At 72.4% G+C, this 16,667-nt stretch carries 13 protein-coding genes and 1 pseudogene; 11 read left to right on the forward strand and 3 right to left on the reverse strand.

The features are described 5' to 3' along the window. Positions 1-11: 11 nt before the first annotated feature. A complete protein-coding gene (locus tag ABZ823_RS06125; RefSeq protein ID WP_361654766.1) occupies positions 12-524 on the reverse strand; it encodes an Lrp/AsnC family transcriptional regulator in 513 nt (170 codons plus the stop codon). Positions 525-713: 189 nt separating this feature from the next. Here ABZ823_RS06125 and pdhA (ABZ823_RS06130) point away from each other — a divergent pair, with 189 nt between their 5' ends. The 6 genes from pdhA (ABZ823_RS06130) to ABZ823_RS06155 all read left to right on the forward strand — a co-directional run bounded on the left by pdhA (ABZ823_RS06130) (position 714) and on the right by ABZ823_RS06155 (position 8,022). Next, on the forward strand, positions 714-1,859 hold the full coding sequence (gene pdhA / locus ABZ823_RS06130) for a pyruvate dehydrogenase (acetyl-transferring) E1 component subunit alpha (RefSeq protein ID WP_361654268.1): 1,146 nt from the start codon (positions 714-716) through the stop codon (positions 1,857-1,859). Continuing rightward, a complete protein-coding gene (locus tag ABZ823_RS06135) occupies positions 1,856-2,860 on the forward strand; it encodes an alpha-ketoacid dehydrogenase subunit beta (protein WP_361654271.1) in 1,005 nt (334 codons plus the stop codon). The genes pdhA (ABZ823_RS06130) and ABZ823_RS06135 overlap by 4 nt, the downstream gene beginning before the upstream one ends. After that, a complete protein-coding gene (locus tag ABZ823_RS06140; RefSeq protein WP_361654274.1) occupies positions 2,860-4,356 on the forward strand; it encodes a dihydrolipoamide acetyltransferase family protein in 1,497 nt (498 codons plus the stop codon). Before ABZ823_RS06135 ends, ABZ823_RS06140 begins: the two co-directional genes overlap by 1 nt. A 103-nt stretch (positions 4,357-4,459) precedes the next feature. Next, a complete protein-coding gene (locus ABZ823_RS06145; RefSeq protein ID WP_361654278.1) occupies positions 4,460-5,347 on the forward strand; it encodes an NTP transferase domain-containing protein in 888 nt (295 codons plus the stop codon). Continuing rightward, the gene (locus tag ABZ823_RS06150; protein WP_361654281.1) at positions 5,344-6,888 is read left to right on the forward strand and encodes a molybdopterin molybdotransferase MoeA; all 1,545 of its coding nucleotides are present in this window, start codon (positions 5,344-5,346) and stop codon (positions 6,886-6,888) included. Before ABZ823_RS06145 ends, ABZ823_RS06150 begins: the two co-directional genes overlap by 4 nt. A gap of 153 nt (positions 6,889-7,041) precedes the next feature. Next, positions 7,042-8,022 (forward strand): NAD(P)H-quinone oxidoreductase, encoded by a 981-nt coding sequence (locus ABZ823_RS06155; RefSeq protein WP_361654284.1) that lies wholly within the window; start codon positions 7,042-7,044, stop codon positions 8,020-8,022. 27 nt (positions 8,023-8,049) lie between these two features. Here ABZ823_RS06155 and ABZ823_RS06160 read toward each other — a convergent pair whose 3' ends face one another. Further along, positions 8,050-8,559: a hypothetical protein gene (locus tag ABZ823_RS06160; RefSeq protein ID WP_361654287.1), complete on the reverse strand. Its 510-nt coding sequence runs from the start codon at positions 8,557-8,559 to the stop codon at positions 8,050-8,052. A gap of 734 nt (positions 8,560-9,293) precedes the next feature. On the opposite strand from ABZ823_RS06160, the gene ABZ823_RS06165 reads away from it, so the two are divergent. Further along, positions 9,294-9,839, forward strand: coding sequence for a bacterial proteasome activator family protein (locus ABZ823_RS06165; protein WP_361654290.1), 546 nt, complete (start codon positions 9,294-9,296; stop codon positions 9,837-9,839). A gap of 230 nt (positions 9,840-10,069) precedes the next feature. On the opposite strand, the pseudogene ABZ823_RS06170 reads toward ABZ823_RS06165, so the two are convergent. Next, a pseudogene (locus ABZ823_RS06170) lies at positions 10,070-10,290 on the reverse strand (serine/threonine protein kinase); the annotation flags it as partial. A 446-nt stretch (positions 10,291-10,736) separates the two neighbouring features. Here ABZ823_RS06170 and ABZ823_RS06175 point away from each other — a divergent pair. The 4 genes from ABZ823_RS06175 (at position 10,737) to ABZ823_RS06190 (ending at position 16,656) form a co-directional block, all read left to right on the forward strand. Next, complete coding sequence (locus ABZ823_RS06175) at positions 10,737-12,314, forward strand: protein kinase (protein ID WP_361654293.1); 1,578 nt, start codon at positions 10,737-10,739, stop codon at positions 12,312-12,314. A 776-nt stretch (positions 12,315-13,090) separates the two neighbouring features. Continuing rightward, the gene (pdhA, locus tag ABZ823_RS06180) at positions 13,091-14,281 is read left to right on the forward strand and encodes a pyruvate dehydrogenase (acetyl-transferring) E1 component subunit alpha (RefSeq protein WP_361654295.1); all 1,191 of its coding nucleotides are present in this window, start codon (positions 13,091-13,093) and stop codon (positions 14,279-14,281) included. Between the two features lies 1 nt (position 14,282). Then, on the forward strand, positions 14,283-15,260 hold the full coding sequence (locus tag ABZ823_RS06185) for an alpha-ketoacid dehydrogenase subunit beta (RefSeq protein WP_361654298.1): 978 nt from the start codon (positions 14,283-14,285) through the stop codon (positions 15,258-15,260). A gap of 10 nt (positions 15,261-15,270) precedes the next feature. Next, entirely contained in the window at positions 15,271-16,656 is a 1,386-nt protein-coding gene (locus tag ABZ823_RS06190; RefSeq protein ID WP_361654301.1) for a dihydrolipoamide acetyltransferase family protein, read from the forward strand. The last annotated feature ends 11 nt before the right edge of the window (positions 16,657-16,667 follow it).

Raw genomic sequence — 16,667 nt, forward strand, 5'->3', positions numbered from 1 at the left:
GGCGCCGCCGCTCACCCGTTGGGCCCCGGCCCGACCCATCGGCCCTCCGGTTCCAGGTCCTCCTCCTCGAACACCAGCAGGGTGCGCGTGCTGAGCACTTCGGGGATCGCCTGGAGCCTGGTGAGGACGAGTTCGCGCAGTGCCCTGTTGTCGGGCGTGTGGACCAGGAGCAGCACATCGAAGTCGCCGCCCACCAGGGCGATGTGGGAGGCCCCGGGGAGCAGGCGCAACTGCTCACGGACCGTTCGCCAGGAGTTCTGGACGATCTTCAGGGTGATGTACGCCGATGTGCCCTGACCGGCGCGTTCGTGGTTCACCCGGGCGCCGAAGCCGCGGATGACACCGTCCTCGATGAGCCGGTTGATCCGTGCGTAGGCGTTGGCGCGCGAGACGTGGACGCTCTCGGCGACCGACCGTATCGAGGCGCGGCCATCCGATTGGAGTATGTGCAGGATGTCCTGGTCGATGGCGTCGAGGGGGCGCGGGGGCGGCAGGGCGGGGCCGTGCTCCGGTGGCTCGGCCATTTGTTCAGGTGCCATGCGCCCCCACCTCTCTACCATGGACATACTGCGTCCATCTCAAGTTGTGGAGAACCGTTTGTCCACAGCCTGAAGGGGCCTGTAGCCAAAATGTGTCGACGACCGAACAATCGGTAGGTGAGGCGCATCACTCCCGTGGCGCGTCCGAAGCCGCTCCCACGAGGAGGTGCCGTCATGACGGTCATGGAGCAGCGGGGTGCCTATCGGCCGACTCCGCCGCCCGCCTGGCAGCCCCGTACCGATCCCGCTCCGCTGCTGCCCGACGCACTGCCGTACCGCGTCCTCGGCACCGAGGCGGCCGCGAAGGCCGACCCGGAGCTGCTGCGCCGGCTCTACGCCCAGCTGGTGCGCGGCCGCCGGTACAACGCGCAGGCGACGGCGCTCACCAAGCAGGGCCGCCTGGCCGTCTACCCCTCCAGCACCGGGCAGGAGGCCTGCCAGGTCGCCGCGGCGCTCGTCCTCGAGGAGCGCGACTGGCTCTTCCCCAGCTACCGCGACACGCTCGCGGCCGTCGCCCGCGGCGTCGATCCGGTCGAGGCCCTGACCCTGCTGCGCGGCGACTGGCACACCGGCTACAACCCGTACGAACACCGGGTGGCACCCCTGTCCACCCCTCTCGCCACCCAGCTGCCGCACGCCGTGGGACTCGCACACGCCGCGCGCCTGAAGGGCGACGACGTGGTCGCGCTCGCCCTGGTCGGTGACGGCGGCACCAGCGAGGGCGACTTCCACGAGGCCATGAACTTCGCCGCGGTGTGGCAGGCGCCGGTCGTCTTCCTGGTCCAGAACAACGGCTTCGCGATCTCCGTCCCGCTCGCCAAGCAGACCGCGGCGCCCTCCCTGGCGCACAAAGCCGTCGGCTACGGCATGCCGGGCCGTCTGGTCGACGGGAACGACGCCGCCGCCGTGCACGAGGTCCTCACCGAGGCCGTACGGCACGCGCGCGCGGGGGGCGGCCCCACCCTGGTCGAGGCGGTGACCTACCGCATCGACGCCCACACCAACGCCGACGACGCGACCCGCTACCGCGGCGACAGCGAGGTCGAGGCCTGGCAGGCCCATGACCCGATCGCCCTGCTGGAGCGGGAGTTGACGCAGCGCGGCCTCCTCGAAGAGGACGGGATACGGGCCGCGCGCGAGGACGCCGAGGCCATGGCGGCCGACCTGCGGGCGCGCATGAACCAGGACCCGGCGCTGGACCCCATGGACCTCTTCACCCAGGTGTATGCCCAGCCCACCACCCAACTCCTCGAACAGCAGGCGCAGCTGCGGGCGGAGCTGGACGCCGAGGCGGCCGGGCCGGAAGGAGCCGGGCGATGACGACCGTTGCCCTCAAGCCGGCCACCATGGCGCAGGCCCTCACGCGCGCGATGCGCGACGCCATGGCGGCCGACCCGTCCGTGCATGTCATGGGCGAGGACGTCGGCACGCTCGGCGGTGTCTTCCGGGTCACGGACGGGCTCGCCAAGGAGTTCGGCGACGACCGCTGCACGGACACGCCGCTGGCCGAGGCCGGCATCCTCGGCACGGCCGTCGGCATGGCGATGTACGGGCTCAGGCCGGTCGTGGAGATGCAATTCGACGCCTTCGCCTACCCCGCGTTCGAGCAGCTGGTCAGCCATGTCTCACGCATGCGCAACCGCACCCGCGGCGCGATGCCGCTGCCTGTGACGATCCGGGTCCCCTACGGGGGAGGCATCGGCGGCGTCGAGCACCACAGCGACTCCTCCGAGGCCTACTACATGGCGACCCCGGGCCTCCATGTCGTCACGCCCGCGACGGTCGCCGACGCCTACGGGCTGCTGCGTGCCGCCATCGCCTCCGACGACCCGGTCGTCTTCCTCGAGCCCAAGCGGCTGTACTGGTCGAAGGACTCCTGGAACCCCGACGAGCCCGAGGCCGTGGCACCGATAGGCCGCGCGGTGGTGCGGCGTCCGGGCCGCAGCGCCACGCTCATCACGTACGGGCCGTCGGTGCCCGTCTGTCTGGAGGCGGCGGAGGCGGCACGGGCCGAGGGCTGGGACCTGGAGGTCCTCGATCTGCGCTCCCTGGTGCCGTTCGACGACGAGACGGTCACCGCGTCGGTGCGCCGTACGGGCCGGGCCGTGGTGGTGCACGAGTCGACCGGCTTCGGCGGGCCGGGCGGGGAGATCGCCGCGCGGGTGACCGAGCGCTGCTTCCACTATCTGGAGGCGCCGGTGCTGCGGGTGGCCGGGTTCGACATCCCCTACCCGCCGCCGATGCTGGAGCGGCATCATCTGCCGGGAGTCGACCGGATCCTGGACGCCGTGGGGCGCCTGCAATGGGAGGCGGAGAGCTGATGGCCCAGGTGCTCGAGTTCAGGCTGCCGGACCTCGGCGAAGGGCTGACCGAGGCGGAGATCGTCCGCTGGCTGGTGCAGGTCGGGGACGTCGTCACGGTCGACCAGCCGGTCGTCGAGGTCGAGACGGCCAAGGCGATGGTCGAGGTGCCCTGTCCCTACGGGGGCGTGGTCACGGCCCGATTCGGCGAGGAGGGCGCGGAACTTCCGGTCGGGGCACCGCTGTTGACGGTCGCCGTGGGCGCCGCCGCGGAAGGGGGCGAGGAATCCTCGGGGAACGTGCTGGTCGGGTACGGGACATCGGCGGCCCCCGCCCGGCGCCGCCGCGTCCGGGCGCCCCGGCCCGGCGCCCGCACCACGGACGGGATTGCGGGGACGGCCGACCCCGTCGTGGCCCCGGCCCCGCATCCCCATGCCGGACCCACGCCTGCCGCCACGGCAGCGGCGCACCCCGCCGGGGCCATGGTCTCGGCAGGCCCGGCCGCCACCGCCGCGGTCCCGGCGGCCTCGGCCCGCGACCACCGCGCTGACGCCCCCCGGCACGTCGACGGACCCGTCCCGGTGATCTCCCCGCTCGTCCGCAGGCTCGCCCGCGACAACGGCGTCGATCTGCGGCAGTTGACGGGCTCCGGGCCCGACGGACTGATCCTGCGCGCGGACGTGGAGGACGCCCTGCGGGCCGCCACGGCCCGCAACGGCGCGTCGAGGGTCACGGCGGACACGGCCGCGCGCGCCACTCCCGCCGCAGCCACGCCGGACGCGCTCGCGTCGGCGGCGCGCACCGGCACGCCAGGACCGGCCACCACCGCCGGCACCCGGATTCCCCTCAAGGGCGTCCGCGGGGCGGTCGCCGACAAGCTCTCCCGGAGCCGGCGTGAGATCCCCGACGCCACCTGCTGGGTGGATGCCGACGCCACGGAACTGATGGGCGCACGGACGGCCATGAACGCGGCGGGAGGCCCCAAGGTCTCCCTGCTCGCCCTGCTGGCCCGCATCTGCACCGCCGCGCTCGCCCGTTTCCCCGAGCTGAACTCCACTGTCGACGTGGCGGCCCGGGAGATCGTCCGGCTCGACCAGGTGCACCTCGGGTTCGCCGCGCAGACCGAACGGGGACTCGTCGTCCCCGTCGTGCGGGACGCGCACGCCCGGGATGCCGAGTCGCTCACCGCCGAGTTCGCCCGGCTGACGGAGGCGGCCCGAGCCGGCACGCTCACGCCCGGGGAACTGACCGGCGGGACCTTCACGTTGAACAACTACGGAGTGTTCGGAGTCGACGGTTCGACACCGATCATCAACCACCCCGAGGCCGCCATGCTCGGCGTCGGCCGGATCGTGCCCAAGCCCTGGGTGCATCAGGGAGAGCTGGCGGTGCGCCAGGTCGTGCAGCTCTCGCTCACCTTCGACCACCGGGTGTGCGACGGCGGCACGGCGGGCGGATTCCTGCGGTACGTGGCGGACTGCGTGGAACAGCCGGCGGTGCTGCTGCGCACCCTCTGAGCCCGGCTCCACGACCGTCCGGTCGAAACTGTGAGCAAACTCCCGCGCACAGCCTAGGTGCGCGGGGGTGGCACTGATCGACCCGGCGCCCATACTCGGGGACATGACCGAGTACGGAGCCTCGGGCGACCCGGGTGCCGACGCGTACGACGCCGTCGTCCTGGCCGGCGGTGCCGCCCGGCGTCTTGGCGGGGCCGACAAACCGGGTGTGCGCGTCGGGGGGCGGGCGCTGCTCGACCGTGTCCTTACGGCGTGCTCCGGCGCGGCCACCACGGTGGTCGTCGCCGACCCCAGGGGCACCGCGCGCCCCGTGGTCTGGGCCCGCGAGGAGCCGCCCGGCGCGGGGCCCGTTTCCGCGCTCGACGCGGGGTTGCGCCGCACCACCGCCGGGTGCGTCGTCGTCCTCTCCGCGGACCTGCCGTTCCTGGAGGCGGGGACGGTGCGGCGGCTGCTGGCCGCACTGCGGGCGAACAGCGCCGAAGGGGTGGTGCTCACCGACCCCGAGGGGCGCGACCAGCCCCTCGTCGCCGCGTACCGGAGCGCGGCCCTGCGCCGCGAACTCGCACGGCTGGCCACCGAACAGGATGGTCTTGCAGGTCTTCCACTGCGGCGGCTGGTCGCCCGGCTCGTCCTCACCCGTGTGTCCGACCCGGTCGCGTCCTTCGACTGCGACACCTGGGACGACATCGCCGCCGCCCGGTCACGCATCAGGGAGCATGGGCACGTGTTGGATGAATGGATCTCCGCAGTCAAGGACGAACTGGGCATCGACCTCGACGTCGACACCGGCGTCCTTCTCGACCTCGCCCGCGACGCCGCGCACGGTGTGGCCCGTCCCGCAGCCCCGCTGACGACGTTCCTCGTCGGCTACGCGGCCGCACAGGCACAGGGCGGCCCCGAAGCGGTCGCCGAGGCCGCCCGCAAGGCCGCCGCCCTGGCCCTGCGCTGGGCGGACGAGGAGGCCGCCGAGGTCAAGCCGGACGCAGGATGACGGGCAGGGGCGTCCGGGGCGGCCCGGACACCGGGGACCGGTTTGTGGAGGAGGCCCTGGCCGTGGTCGACGACAGCGGCACGCCCGGCCGGGCGGGCGAGACCCGCTCCGCCCGGCCGTCCGGGAAGGGGTACGACCCGGCGCAGCACGACCGGGACCTCGAAGAGGCCCTCGCCCTCGTAAGGGACCCCGGACCCGGCGAGGGCCGGTCCGAGCCCCGTACGCCCGGGTCCGGGCCAGGCGCCCCGGACTCCGGCCGGGACCGTCCGGCGGGGGCCGCGGTCCCCTCCTCGGCCACATCCGGACACCATCCGCACCACAAGGCCACGCCGTGGGCCGAGGCCCGCGCCGCCGCCGAACGCGCGGCCCGTTCCGTGCCCCGGCGGGAACCCGTCGACGTGCCCCTCGATGCCGCCCTGGGCCTGGTTCTCGCCGCGCCCCTCACCGCGCTGACCGACCTGCCCTCCTTCGACACCTCCGCCATGGACGGCTGGGCGGTCGCGGGCCCCGGTCCCTGGGAGGTACGGGAGGAAGGAGTCCTCGCCGGGCACACGGAGCCGGCTCCCCTCGGGGACGGCGAGGCCGTGGGGATCGCCACCGGTGCGCGTATCCCCCCGGACACCACCGCGGTTCTGCGCAGCGAACACGGGCGCACCGACGACAAGGGCAGGCTCCATGTAGCCCTTCCCTCTGCTCCCGGGTCCTCGGGAGCGGGGGCGACTCCCACGGTCGCGCACGGACAGGACATCCGGCCGCGCGGCCAGGAATGCCACACCGGTGACCAGTTGATCCCCCCGGGGGCCGTGGTCACCCCGGCCGTCCTCGGGCTCGCCGCGGCCGCCGGATACGACACGCTGCGCGCACTGCCCCGCCCCCGGGTCGACGTCCTGGTGCTGGGAGACGAGCTCCTCACCAAGGGCCTGCCCAGAGACGGTCTGATCCGGGATGCGCTCGGCCCGATGCTGCCGCCGTGGCTGCGTGCGCTCGGCGCGGAGGTGGTGGCCGTCCGCAGGCTCGGTGACGACGCCGAGGCCCTGCACCGGGCGGTTACCTCCTCGACTGCCGACGTGATCGTCACGACCGGCGGTACGGCTGCCGGTCCCGTGGACCACGTCCATCCCACATTGCGCCGCGTCGGCGCCGAACTGCTCGTGGACGGCGTGAAGGTGCGCCCGGGGCACCCCATGCTCCTGGCGCGCGTCCGGGACGACCAGCACCTCGTCGGACTGCCCGGCAACCCGCTCGCGGCCGTCTCCGGCCTGCTCACGCTGGCCGAGCCCTTGCTGCGCGGCCTGGCGGGACGCATCACCCCGGAGCCGTACACGCTGGCCTTGAGGGACTCCGCTCACGGTCACCCGCACGAGACCCGGCTCGTGCCCGTCGCCGTACGCGCCGACCATGCAGTCCCGCTGCATTACAACGGTCCGGCCATGCTGCGCGGCATCGCCACCGCAGACGCCCTGGCGGTCGTACCGCCGGGGGGTGCCCGGGCCGGTCAGGAACTGGAACTGCTGGACCTGCCCTGGGTATGGGCGGAGTGAGCCGGAGCGGGAGTGTTTCACGTGAAACGTCGGGAACCGGAGTCAGAGTGAAGGCGGGCCGAGCGCCATCCCGCCTCAGTCGGCGCACTTCTCGTGCGGCACCGGGAACTTGGGGGCGGCGCGGCCCACGGTGAGGAGAGTAGCGTCCCCCTCATGTACGCGATCACGATTCCTGAACCCGGTGGGCCCGAGGCGCTGGTGTGGGCCGAGGTCCCCGACCCCGTCCCCGGCGAGGGCGAAGTGCTGATCGAGGTGGTGGCCACCGCCGTCAACCGTGCCGACCTCCTCCAGCGTCAGGGTCTCTACAACCCGCCGCCCGGTGCGCCCTCGTACCCCGGACTCGAATGCTCGGGGCGGATCGTCGCGCTCGGCTCCGGCGTCTCCGGATGGGCGGTCGGCGACGAGGTGTGTGCGCTGCTCGCGGGCGGCGGCTATGCCGAGAAGGTCGCGGTCCCGGCCGGGCAGTTGCTGCCCGTGCCCGAAGGGATCGAACTGCGGCAGGCGGCCGCGCTGCCGGAGGTGACCTGCACCGTCTGGTCGAATGTCTTCATGATCGCCCATCTGCGCCCGGGTGAGACGCTGCTCGCGCACGGCGGCTCCAGCGGCATCGGCACGATGGCGATCCAGCTGGCCAAGGCGGTGGGCGCGAAGGTGGCGGTCACGGCGGGCACCAAGGAGAAGCTGGACTACTGCGCCGGGCTGGGCGCGGACGTGCTCATCAACTACCGCGAGCAGGACTTCGTGGAGGAGGTCCGGGAGGCCACGGCCGGGGCGGGCGCGGACGTCATCCTCGACAACATGGGTGCGAAGTACCTGGACCGCAACGTCCAGGCGCTCGGGGTGAACGGCAGGCTCGCGATCATCGGCATGCAGGGCGGTGTGCAGGGCGAACTGAACATCAACGCGCTGCTGCGGAAGCAGGCGGCGATCACCGCGACCTCGCTCCGGGCGCGGCCCCTCGCGGAGAAGGCGGCGATCGTGGCAGCGGTACGGGAACACGTGTGGCCGCTGATCTCCTCCGGCCGTGTGCGCCCGGTCGTCGACCGCGAACTCCCGATGAGCGAGGCCGCCACGGCCCACCGGGTGCTGGACGAGAGCGGCCACATCGGGAAGGTCCTGCTGGTGAGGTCCTGAGGCAGCTGACGGCCGGCGTAGGCCACGTCACTCCCGGCGCAGTCGCAGGCCGAGGAGCGCGAGGGCCAGGCCGAGGCCTATGAGTATCAGGCCGGTGCCGAGGGGCAGGATCTCGACCACCGGCTGCGAGGTGGCGGCCTGCCGAGCGGGTACGGCGGAGGCGTGAGGAGCGGCGGGCAAGGTCTGCGCGGGATCGGCGCCCCCGATGGACGCCTCCGTGGCCGCGCCCGTGTCCTCGACGTCCGGTTCCGTCGACGTCGTCTCGTCGTCCGCCGGCGGCGTGAGGTCGGGGTTCGCGTACCCGGACTCCTCGTCCTCGTCCTCGTTCTCCTCCTCCCGCTCGGGGTCCGTCCGCCCAGGCCGTACCCGTCCCTCATCGGCCCAGTCGCCGGGCCGGGACGGCTCAGTCGAGGGCCGGGAGGGAGGGGAGGGAGAGAGGGAACGGGGAGCGGCGGGAGGCCCGGAAGCGGGTGCGTGACCGGGACCGGAGGACGCCTTGCCTCCGGGGCCGGACGGGTGAGAGGGCGCCGTGGACACCGGGTGCTTCAGCGCGGCTGTCCGGGCAGGTATGGCCGATGTCCTGGGGCCCGATGCCGCTGTGCCGGGGGAGGCCCCGGTCGTTCTCGCGCCCGGCGTGGTCACACGGCCGGGGGGCACGGGGGCCTTCGCTCCGCAACTGTGCGACGGCGTGGCGGGCGGGATCACGGAAGGACGGGCGGAGTGGTGGGCGGGCCGGGTGAGGTCCGGCTGCCGGGCGGCCGTGCACGGGAGGCGGACGGCGGGTGCGGGGCGGCCCTCGGATATCTCGGATATCGGGGGCGGCAGGGGCTGAACGGAGTACGAAGCGGTCCGGCCGGCGTAGGCGGGGCGTATCCCGGATCCGGGCGGTATGCCGTGGGCGGCGGGTATCCCGTATGCGCCGAGGACGGCGGTCGTCGTCAGGACCGGCGGCAGGACGGCGGCGCGGAGTGCGCGGAACGTGGACGGCGTACGCAGCCTTGGAGTCACGCGTGTGACCCCCTCCCGTGCTCGGAGGGCAAGATCAACGCCACCAGCGTCACACGGAGCCCGGTGTCCGGCATCTCGACCGGGACCGCTGCAGCCGGTCCGGACCGCAGCGCGCCGCCGCCCCGCCGCGCCGGTCGTCGTCCGGCCGGCCCTCCCCTGCCAGGAGGACAGACCGATGCCGGCCCGGCGGCGGAAGCAGGGTGGATCATCCTTGCGCGAGGGCACATGGCAGATGTTGTGTACAGGTGCGAGAGAATGGCGGCATGGAGATGCCGAGGAACGAAAGGTCGTCGGAGAACGCCCAGAAAATCCTGGTCGTAGGCCAGGATGGAATGGCTCTCGGCGGCACCGGAGACGATGACTCCCGCGAGATCCCGGTGACGGAACAGGTGGAGCAGCCGGCGAAGGTCATGCGCATTGGCAGCATGATCAAGCAGTTGCTGGAGGAGGTGCGCGCCGCTCCTCTGGACGAGGCGAGCCGACAGCGCCTGAAGGAGATCCACGCCAGCTCGGTGAAGGAGCTGGAGGACGGTCTTGCTCCCGAACTCGTCGAGGAGCTCGAGCGGCTCTCCCTGCCGTTCACGGACGAGGCGATCCCGAGCGACGCGGAGCTGCGCATCGCGCAGGCGCAGTTGGTGGGATGGCTGGAAGGCCTCTTCCACGGGATCCAGACCACGCTGTTCGCCCAGCAGATGGCGGCCCGGGCCCAGCTGGAGCAGATGCGCCGCGCTCTCCCGCCGGGCGTGGGTGCGCCGGACGGCGAGGACGACCGCCGCGCGGGCGGCCGTTCGGGCGGCCCGTACCTGTGATCCGGCCGCGCGAGCCGGTCGCACCCGGCAGCGCGAGCCCGTGACTCCGGACCTGCGAGGGGCCCGGCACCATGACGGTGCCGGGCCCCTTCCGCAGTGTCCGGGCGAGCGGCGCGTCCACCGCGGGCAGAAGGGGGGTGTCCGACCGACGACGGAGCCCTCGGCTCCTGCGGCATATGTGCGGACGCGATCGCCGTGTGCCGAGCGCCGTGCCGGCCCGCGTCGTCGAGGCTCCCGCCGAGGTCGTCGCCGCCGGTGCCGAAGACGGAGACGGTGGCCGCATGCGTGAGTTTCGCCACGGACCGCGCCTTGCGGCGGAACCGCTCACGGAGGGCCTGTTCGCGACCCGGCGCGGTGTGAAGTGTCTTGATCGCGACTTGGCAGACGAGAAGTGGGTCCTCCCCGGGAGCCCGCAAGCCGCCGAAGCCGTCCCGCCCTCGCCGAGCACGTCGTCGCAACCGGCGGCGGACACGGGTGGACGAACGCCCGCGTACGGGCCCGGCGCGCCGTCCCTGGCTCGGGGTCTGCTGCCTCCGCGGGCTCATCGGCAGCGGCTCGGCGTGCTTCCCGGTTTGTCACAGGCCTGCGGGCCGCCGGTGATCCACGGCTGCCGTTCCTTGAGGGACTGCCTTATTCCGGCCAAGTCTCTTCCGGGCGGTGGCAGGCGGGCCCGGGGCGCCTTTCCGTGACCGTACGCGAGAGTAGCGTCGCGCAAGCGTCATGGGGGTTGTACGGCGGGCACACGGAATTTGCACTTGTGACCGGGTGCGGGGTTTGATGACCGGTCCGTCTCGAGCCCATCTCGGACCGGCGCCTTGCGTGGAGCCTGTAGCGTGGCCCGTCGGAGACCGTAACAACCACCGCGCAGACCGCGGGCAGAAACGACGGCGAGGACTGATGGCACAGACGCAGCGCGCCCAGGGCCCGTCCGACCCCGAGGCGACTGGCGGCGGGATGTCAGACGCGCCGGAGAACTGGGGCAACGGCGGGCTTGTCGGGGACGGCCGGTACCGGCTGACCCGCAGACTCGGCCGGGGCGGCATGGCCGAGGTGTTCGCGGCCGAGGACGTGCGCCTCGGCCGGACGGTCGCGGTCAAACTGCTCCGCTCCGACCTCGCCGAGGACCCGGTCTCCAAGGCCCGCTTCACGCGCGAGGCCCAGTCGGTGGCCGGTCTCAACCACCATGCGATCGTCGCCGTGTACGACTCCGGCGAGGACCACGTGGGCGGCCAGTCGGTGCCGTACATCGTGATGGAGCTGGTCGAGGGGCGTACGATCCGCGACCTGCTGCTCAACGCGGAGGCACCCGGGCCCGAGCAGGCCCTGATCATCGTCTCGGGCGTGCTCGAGGCACTGGCCTACTCGCACCAGCACGGCATCGTGCACCGCGACATCAAGCCGGCGAATGTCATCATCACCCACAACGGCGCCGTGAAGGTGATGGACTTCGGCATCGCGCGCGCCCTGCACGGGGCGTCCACGACGATGACGCAGACCGGCATGGTCATGGGCACGCCGCAGTACCTCTCCCCGGAGCAGGCGCTCGGCAAGGCCGTCGACCACCGCTCGGACCTGTACGCGACGGGCTGCCTGCTGTACGAACTGCTCGCGCTGCGGCCCCCGTTCGTGGGGGAGACCCCGCTGTCCGTGGTGTACCAGCACGTGCAGGACATTCCGGCACCCCCGTCCCAGACCTCGGAGGGCGCGGCTCCGCCGGAACTGGACGGGCTCGTGATGCGGTCCCTCGCGAAGGACCCGGACGACCGGTTCCAGACCGCGGAGGAGATGCGCGGTCTGGTCCAGTACGCGTTGCAGATGCTGTACGACCAGGGCGGCCACACGGGCACCTGGAACACCGGCCCGGTGGAACTGCACGAGGGCCGGCACACCCCCGCGGGGGGCTTCGCCGGTACGACGGTGATGCCGCACCCCGGGGAGCCCGGCACCACGCAGATTCCGCAGCCCATCCTGCCCACGGGGTACGGCTCCGGGGACGACGGCGGATTCGAGGGACACGGCAACAGGGGCAGCGGACGCGGCAAGCTGTGGATCCTCGCGGTCCTCGCCGTCATCGCCGTCGCGGCCGGTGTCGCTCTGGCGCTGAACAACGCGGGCGGCAGCGGCGGTGGGACGAGCACCACGCAGTCCCCGACCGCCACGAAGTCCAAGGACGACAAGAAGTCCCAGGAGACCCCGACGGACCAGGCGACCGACACGTCCACGGGTGACAACTCGAACACGGGCGGCGGCACGGACTACACGCCCTCGTACACCCCGTCGCGGACCCACAGCGAGCAGCCGCCGCCGCAGCCGTCGACGACGCCGGACCAGCCGACCGACCAGCCCTCCGAGACGGTGCCCTCGGACCAGCCGACGGACTCGCCCACGGGCGGCGGCGACACCTCCCAGCCGACGGCGACCGGTGGGGCAGGGGGCGGGGACCCCACGGACGCAGGGGGCCCGCAGTTGCCCTGACGGGACCGAGGTCCACGCCGCGTCGAGGACGGCGGGACCACCGCCGGACGCCACCGGCGGCGTGACCGCCCCCCGCCCGGCGGCACACGAGGGGTGGCCGCCCTCTGAAGACGGCCTCCACGCGCGCGTGGGACCCGGAAACGGGCTCCACGCGCGCGTGCGTCGTCCGGACCCGGAAACGGGCTCCACGCGCGCGTGCGTCGTCCGGACCCGGGCCCGCGCGAGTCCGGGGCCCCACGAGTCCGGCCCCGGGCCCCGCGACCCAGGCGCGCGTCGAACGGCCTCCTGAGTGCCTGGGCGCGCCCGGTCGCACCGCGCGCCTCCCGGTCACGCCGCGCCCCCGGCGCGGCACGCGAGCGCCGCTTCCACGGCACCGGCTCTGCGGCGCCGTCCCGGGGCACGGGCCGGCCGCCGCCCAGCGACACCGGCACCACCCCGGAAGACGTCTTCCCGTGCTCCAGGTGAGCGGGATAACGTGCCGTTGTTCCGGCCCCCTGCAAGGCTGTGACCAGCATCTGTGCCCGACTTACTCGATTTACTTGGAAATCCAAGCAAAATCCCAGGTCAGGAGGGGTTTCACAGAAATGTGTCGCACTGGGTAACGTGCCCTTTGCAGGGCGCTCGCCGGGGCACCTGTCACGTCTGTTTCGAACGAGTCGCACCCACCCCGTGCGTCCGTGCGCTGCAGGCGGAGCCGCTCCCACCGGCCCCAAGCGGGCCGAGGGGACCCCCAGGCACCCGGCGAACCCGGGGGCCGGACCGACGGAGGAGCACACGTGACCGTGGAGAGCACTGCCGCGCGCAAGCCGCGACGCAGCGCCGGAAGCAAGGCCGGCACCACCGGCACCAGGCGCACCACAAGCACCACGCCCAAGAAGGGCGCGGACACCGATCTCGTCCAGTTGCTGACGCCGGAGGGCGAGCGGGTCGAGAACACGGAGTACGACCGGTATGTCGAGGGCATCACGCCGGAGCAGCTGCGCGGCCTCTACCGGGACATGGTGCTGACCCGCCGCTTCGACGCGGAAGCCACCTCCCTGCAACGCCAGGGCGAGCTGGGTCTGTGGGCCTCGCTGCTCGGCCAGGAAGCCGCCCAGATCGGTTCGGGACGGGCCCTGAACGACGAGGACTACGTCTTCCCGACCTACCGTGAGCACGGCGTCGCCTGGTGCCGCGGGGTCGACCCCACCAATCTGCTCGGCATGTTCCGCGGTGTGAACAACGGCGGCTGGGACCCGAACAGCAACAACTTCCACCTCTACACGATCGTCATCGGCTCGCAGACGCTGCACGCGACGGGCTACGCCATGGGCGTGGCCAAGGACGGTGCCGACTCGGCGGTGATCGCGTACTTCGGCGACGGCGCCTCCAGCCAGGGCGATGTCGCGGAGTCGTTCACGTTCGCGGCGGTCTACAACGCGCCGGTGGTGTTCTTCTGCCAGAACAACCAGTGGGCGATCTCCGAGCCGACCGAGAAGCAGACCCGTGTGCCGCTCTACCAGCGGGCGCAGGGCTTCGGCTTCCCGGGCGTGCGCGTGGACGGCAACGACGTCCTGGCCTGCCTCGCGGTCACGAAGTGGGCGTTGGAGCGGGCGCGCAACGGCGAGGGCCCGACCCTGGTCGAGGCGTTCACGTACCGCATGGGCGCGCACACGACCTCCGACGACCCCACCCGCTACCGTCACGACGACGAGCGGGCCGCCTGGGAGGCGAAGGACCCGATCGCCCGCCTGCGTGCCTATCTCCTGGCCTCAAACCACGCGGACGAGGGATTCTTCGCGGAACTCGAGGCGGAGAGCGAGGCGTTGGGAAGGCGAGTACGCGAAGCGGTCCGTGCCATGCCGGACCCGGACCACTTCGCCATCTTCGAGAACGTGTACGCGGACGGGCATGCGCTCGTCGATGAGGAGCGGGCCCGATTCGCCGCCTACCAGGCGTCGTTCGCGGACGTTGAAGGGGGCAAGTGACGTGGCCGAGAAGATGGCGCTCGCCAAGGCGATCAACGAGTCGCTGCGCAAGGCCCTGGAATCGGACCCCAAGGTCCTGGTGATGGGCGAGGACGTCGGCAAGCTCGGCGGCGTCTTCCGTGTCACCGACGGTCTCCAGAAGGACTTCGGCGACGAGCGGGTCATCGACACCCCGCTGGCCGAGTCGGGCATCGTCGGCACCGCGATCGGTCTGGCGCTGCGCGGGTACCGGCCGGTGGTCGAGATCCAGTTCGACGGCTTCGTCTTCCCCGCCTACGACCAGATCGTCACACAGCTGGCGAAGATGCATGCCAGGTCCCTGGGCAAGGTGAAGCTGCCGGTCGTCATCCGTATCCCCTACGGCGGCGGGATCGGCGCGGTCGAGCACCACAGCGAGTCCCCGGAGGCCCTGTTCGCGCACGTGGCCGGTCTCAAGGTGGTCTCTCCGTCGAACGCGTCGGACGCCTACTGGATGATGCAGCAGGCGATCCAGAGCGACGACCCGGTGATCTTCTTCGAGCCGAAGCGGCGGTACTGGGACAAGTCCGAGGTCGACGCGGAGGCGATCCCGTACCCCCTGCACAAGGCGCGGGTGGTGCGCGAGGGCGCGGATGTCACGCTGGCCGCCTACGGCCCGATGGTGAAGGTGTGCCAGGAGGCCGCCGTGGCCGCCCAGGAGGAGGGCCGGTCACTGGAGGTTGTGGACCTGCGTTCGGTCTCGCCGCTGGACTTCGACTCCCTTCAGGCGTCGGTGGAGAAGACCCGCCGCCTGGTGGTGGTGCACGAGGCGCCGGTGTTCTTCGGTTCGGGTGCGGAGATCGCGGCCCGGATCACGGAGCGGTGCTTCTACCACCTGGAGGCGCCGGTGCTGAGGGTCGGGGGCTACCACGCCCCGTACCCCCCGGCACGGCTGGAGGAGGAGTACCTGCCGGGCCTGGACCGGGTGCTGGATGCCGTCGACCGCGTCCTGGCGTACTGAGGAGAAGGTCGTGACGACGATGACTGACGCGTCCGTGCGCGAGTTCAAGATGCCCGACGTGGGCGAGGGCCTGACCGAGGCCGAGATCCTCAAGTGGTACGTCCAGCCCGGTGACACGGTCACCGACGGGCAGGTCGTGTGCGAGGTGGAGACCGCCAAGGCGGCCGTGGAACTGCCCATCCCGTACGACGGGGTGGTACGGGAACTGCGCTTCCCCGAGGGCACCACGGTGGACGTCGGCACCCCGATCATCGCGGTCGACGTGACGCCGGGTGCCCCCGCCGAGGAGGCACCGGCGCCGGCCGAGAGGACCCCTGCACCGCAGCCCCCGGCCGAGGAGCCCAAGCAGGAGGGCCGCAAGCCCGTCCTCGTCGGCTACGGCGTCGCCGAGTCCTCCACCAAGCGCCGCCCCCGCAAGACGACCGCGCCGGCCGCCGAGGACGCTCCCCCCGCGGCGACGGCGCCCCAGAGCGAGCTGAACGGGCACGGCGGGAAGAACCGCCCGCTGGCGAAGCCCCCGGTGCGCAAGCTCGCCAAGGACCTGGGTGTCGACCTCGCGACGGTCACCCCCTCCGGTCCGGACGGGATCATCACCCGCGAGGACGTGCACGCGGCTGCGGCCCCCGCTCCGGCGGCCCCCGCTCCGGCGGTGGAGCGTCCGGCCGCTCCGGCGCCCGTGGTGGCGTACGACACCGCGCGGGAGACCCGTATCCCCGTCAAGGGTGTCCGCAAGGCCACCGCGCAGGCGATGGTCGGCTCCGCGTTCACCGCGCCTCACGTCACGGAGTTCGTCACGGTCGACGTGACCCGCACGATGAAGCTGGTCGAGGAGCTCAAGCAGGACAAGGACCTCCAGGGCCTGCGCGTCAACCCGCTGCTGCTCATCGCCAAGGCCCTGCTGGTCGCGATCAAGCGGAACCCCGACGTCAACGCCTCCTGGGACGAGGCCAACCAGGAGATCGTGCGCAAGCACTACGTGAACCTGGGCATCGCGGCTGCCACCCCCCGCGGTCTGATCGTGCCGAACATCAAGGACGCGCAGGACAAGACGCTTCCGCAGCTGGCCGAGGCGCTCGGCGAGCTGGTGACCACGGCCCGCGAGGGCAAGACGTCCCCGGCGGCGATGCAGGGCGGCACGGTCACCATCACGAACGTGGGAGTGTTCGGCGTCGACACGGGCACGCCGATCCTCAACCCGGGCGAGTCGGCGATCCTCGCGGTCGGTGCGATCAAGCTCCAGCCCTGGGTCCACAAGGGCAAGGTCAAGCCCCGCCAGGTCACGACCCTCGCTCTCAGCTTCGACCACCGCCTGGTGGACGGCGAGCTGGGCTCGAAGGTGCTCGCGGACGTGGCGGCCATCCTGGAGCAGCCGAAGCGGCTGATCACCTGGGCCTAGCGTCCGGGGAG

Origin of the sequence: Streptomyces sp. NPDC047079, assembly GCF_040643755.1 — a bacterium.
Classification (GTDB): Bacteria; Actinomycetota; Actinomycetes; order Streptomycetales; family Streptomycetaceae; genus Streptomyces.

What these genes read in the sequence shown, in the direction of transcription:
- ABZ823_RS06125 (WP_361654766.1), bottom strand. Translation starts at nt 524, where the DNA reads ATGGCCGAGCCACCGGAGCACGGCCCCGCCCTGCCGCCCCCGCGCCCC.
- pdhA (WP_361654268.1), top strand. Translation starts at nt 714, where the DNA reads ATGACGGTCATGGAGCAGCGGGGTGCCTATCGGCCGACTCCGCCGCCC.
- ABZ823_RS06135 (WP_361654271.1), top strand. Translation starts at nt 1,856, where the DNA reads ATGACGACCGTTGCCCTCAAGCCGGCCACCATGGCGCAGGCCCTCACG.
- ABZ823_RS06140 (WP_361654274.1), top strand. Translation starts at nt 2,860, where the DNA reads ATGGCCCAGGTGCTCGAGTTCAGGCTGCCGGACCTCGGCGAAGGGCTG.
- ABZ823_RS06145 (WP_361654278.1), top strand. Translation starts at nt 4,460, where the DNA reads ATGACCGAGTACGGAGCCTCGGGCGACCCGGGTGCCGACGCGTACGAC.
- ABZ823_RS06150 (WP_361654281.1), top strand. Translation starts at nt 5,344, where the DNA reads ATGACGGGCAGGGGCGTCCGGGGCGGCCCGGACACCGGGGACCGGTTT.
- ABZ823_RS06155 (WP_361654284.1), top strand. Translation starts at nt 7,042, where the DNA reads ATGTACGCGATCACGATTCCTGAACCCGGTGGGCCCGAGGCGCTGGTG.
- ABZ823_RS06165 (WP_361654290.1), top strand. Translation starts at nt 9,294, where the DNA reads ATGGAGATGCCGAGGAACGAAAGGTCGTCGGAGAACGCCCAGAAAATC.
- ABZ823_RS06175 (WP_361654293.1), top strand. Translation starts at nt 10,737, where the DNA reads ATGGCACAGACGCAGCGCGCCCAGGGCCCGTCCGACCCCGAGGCGACT.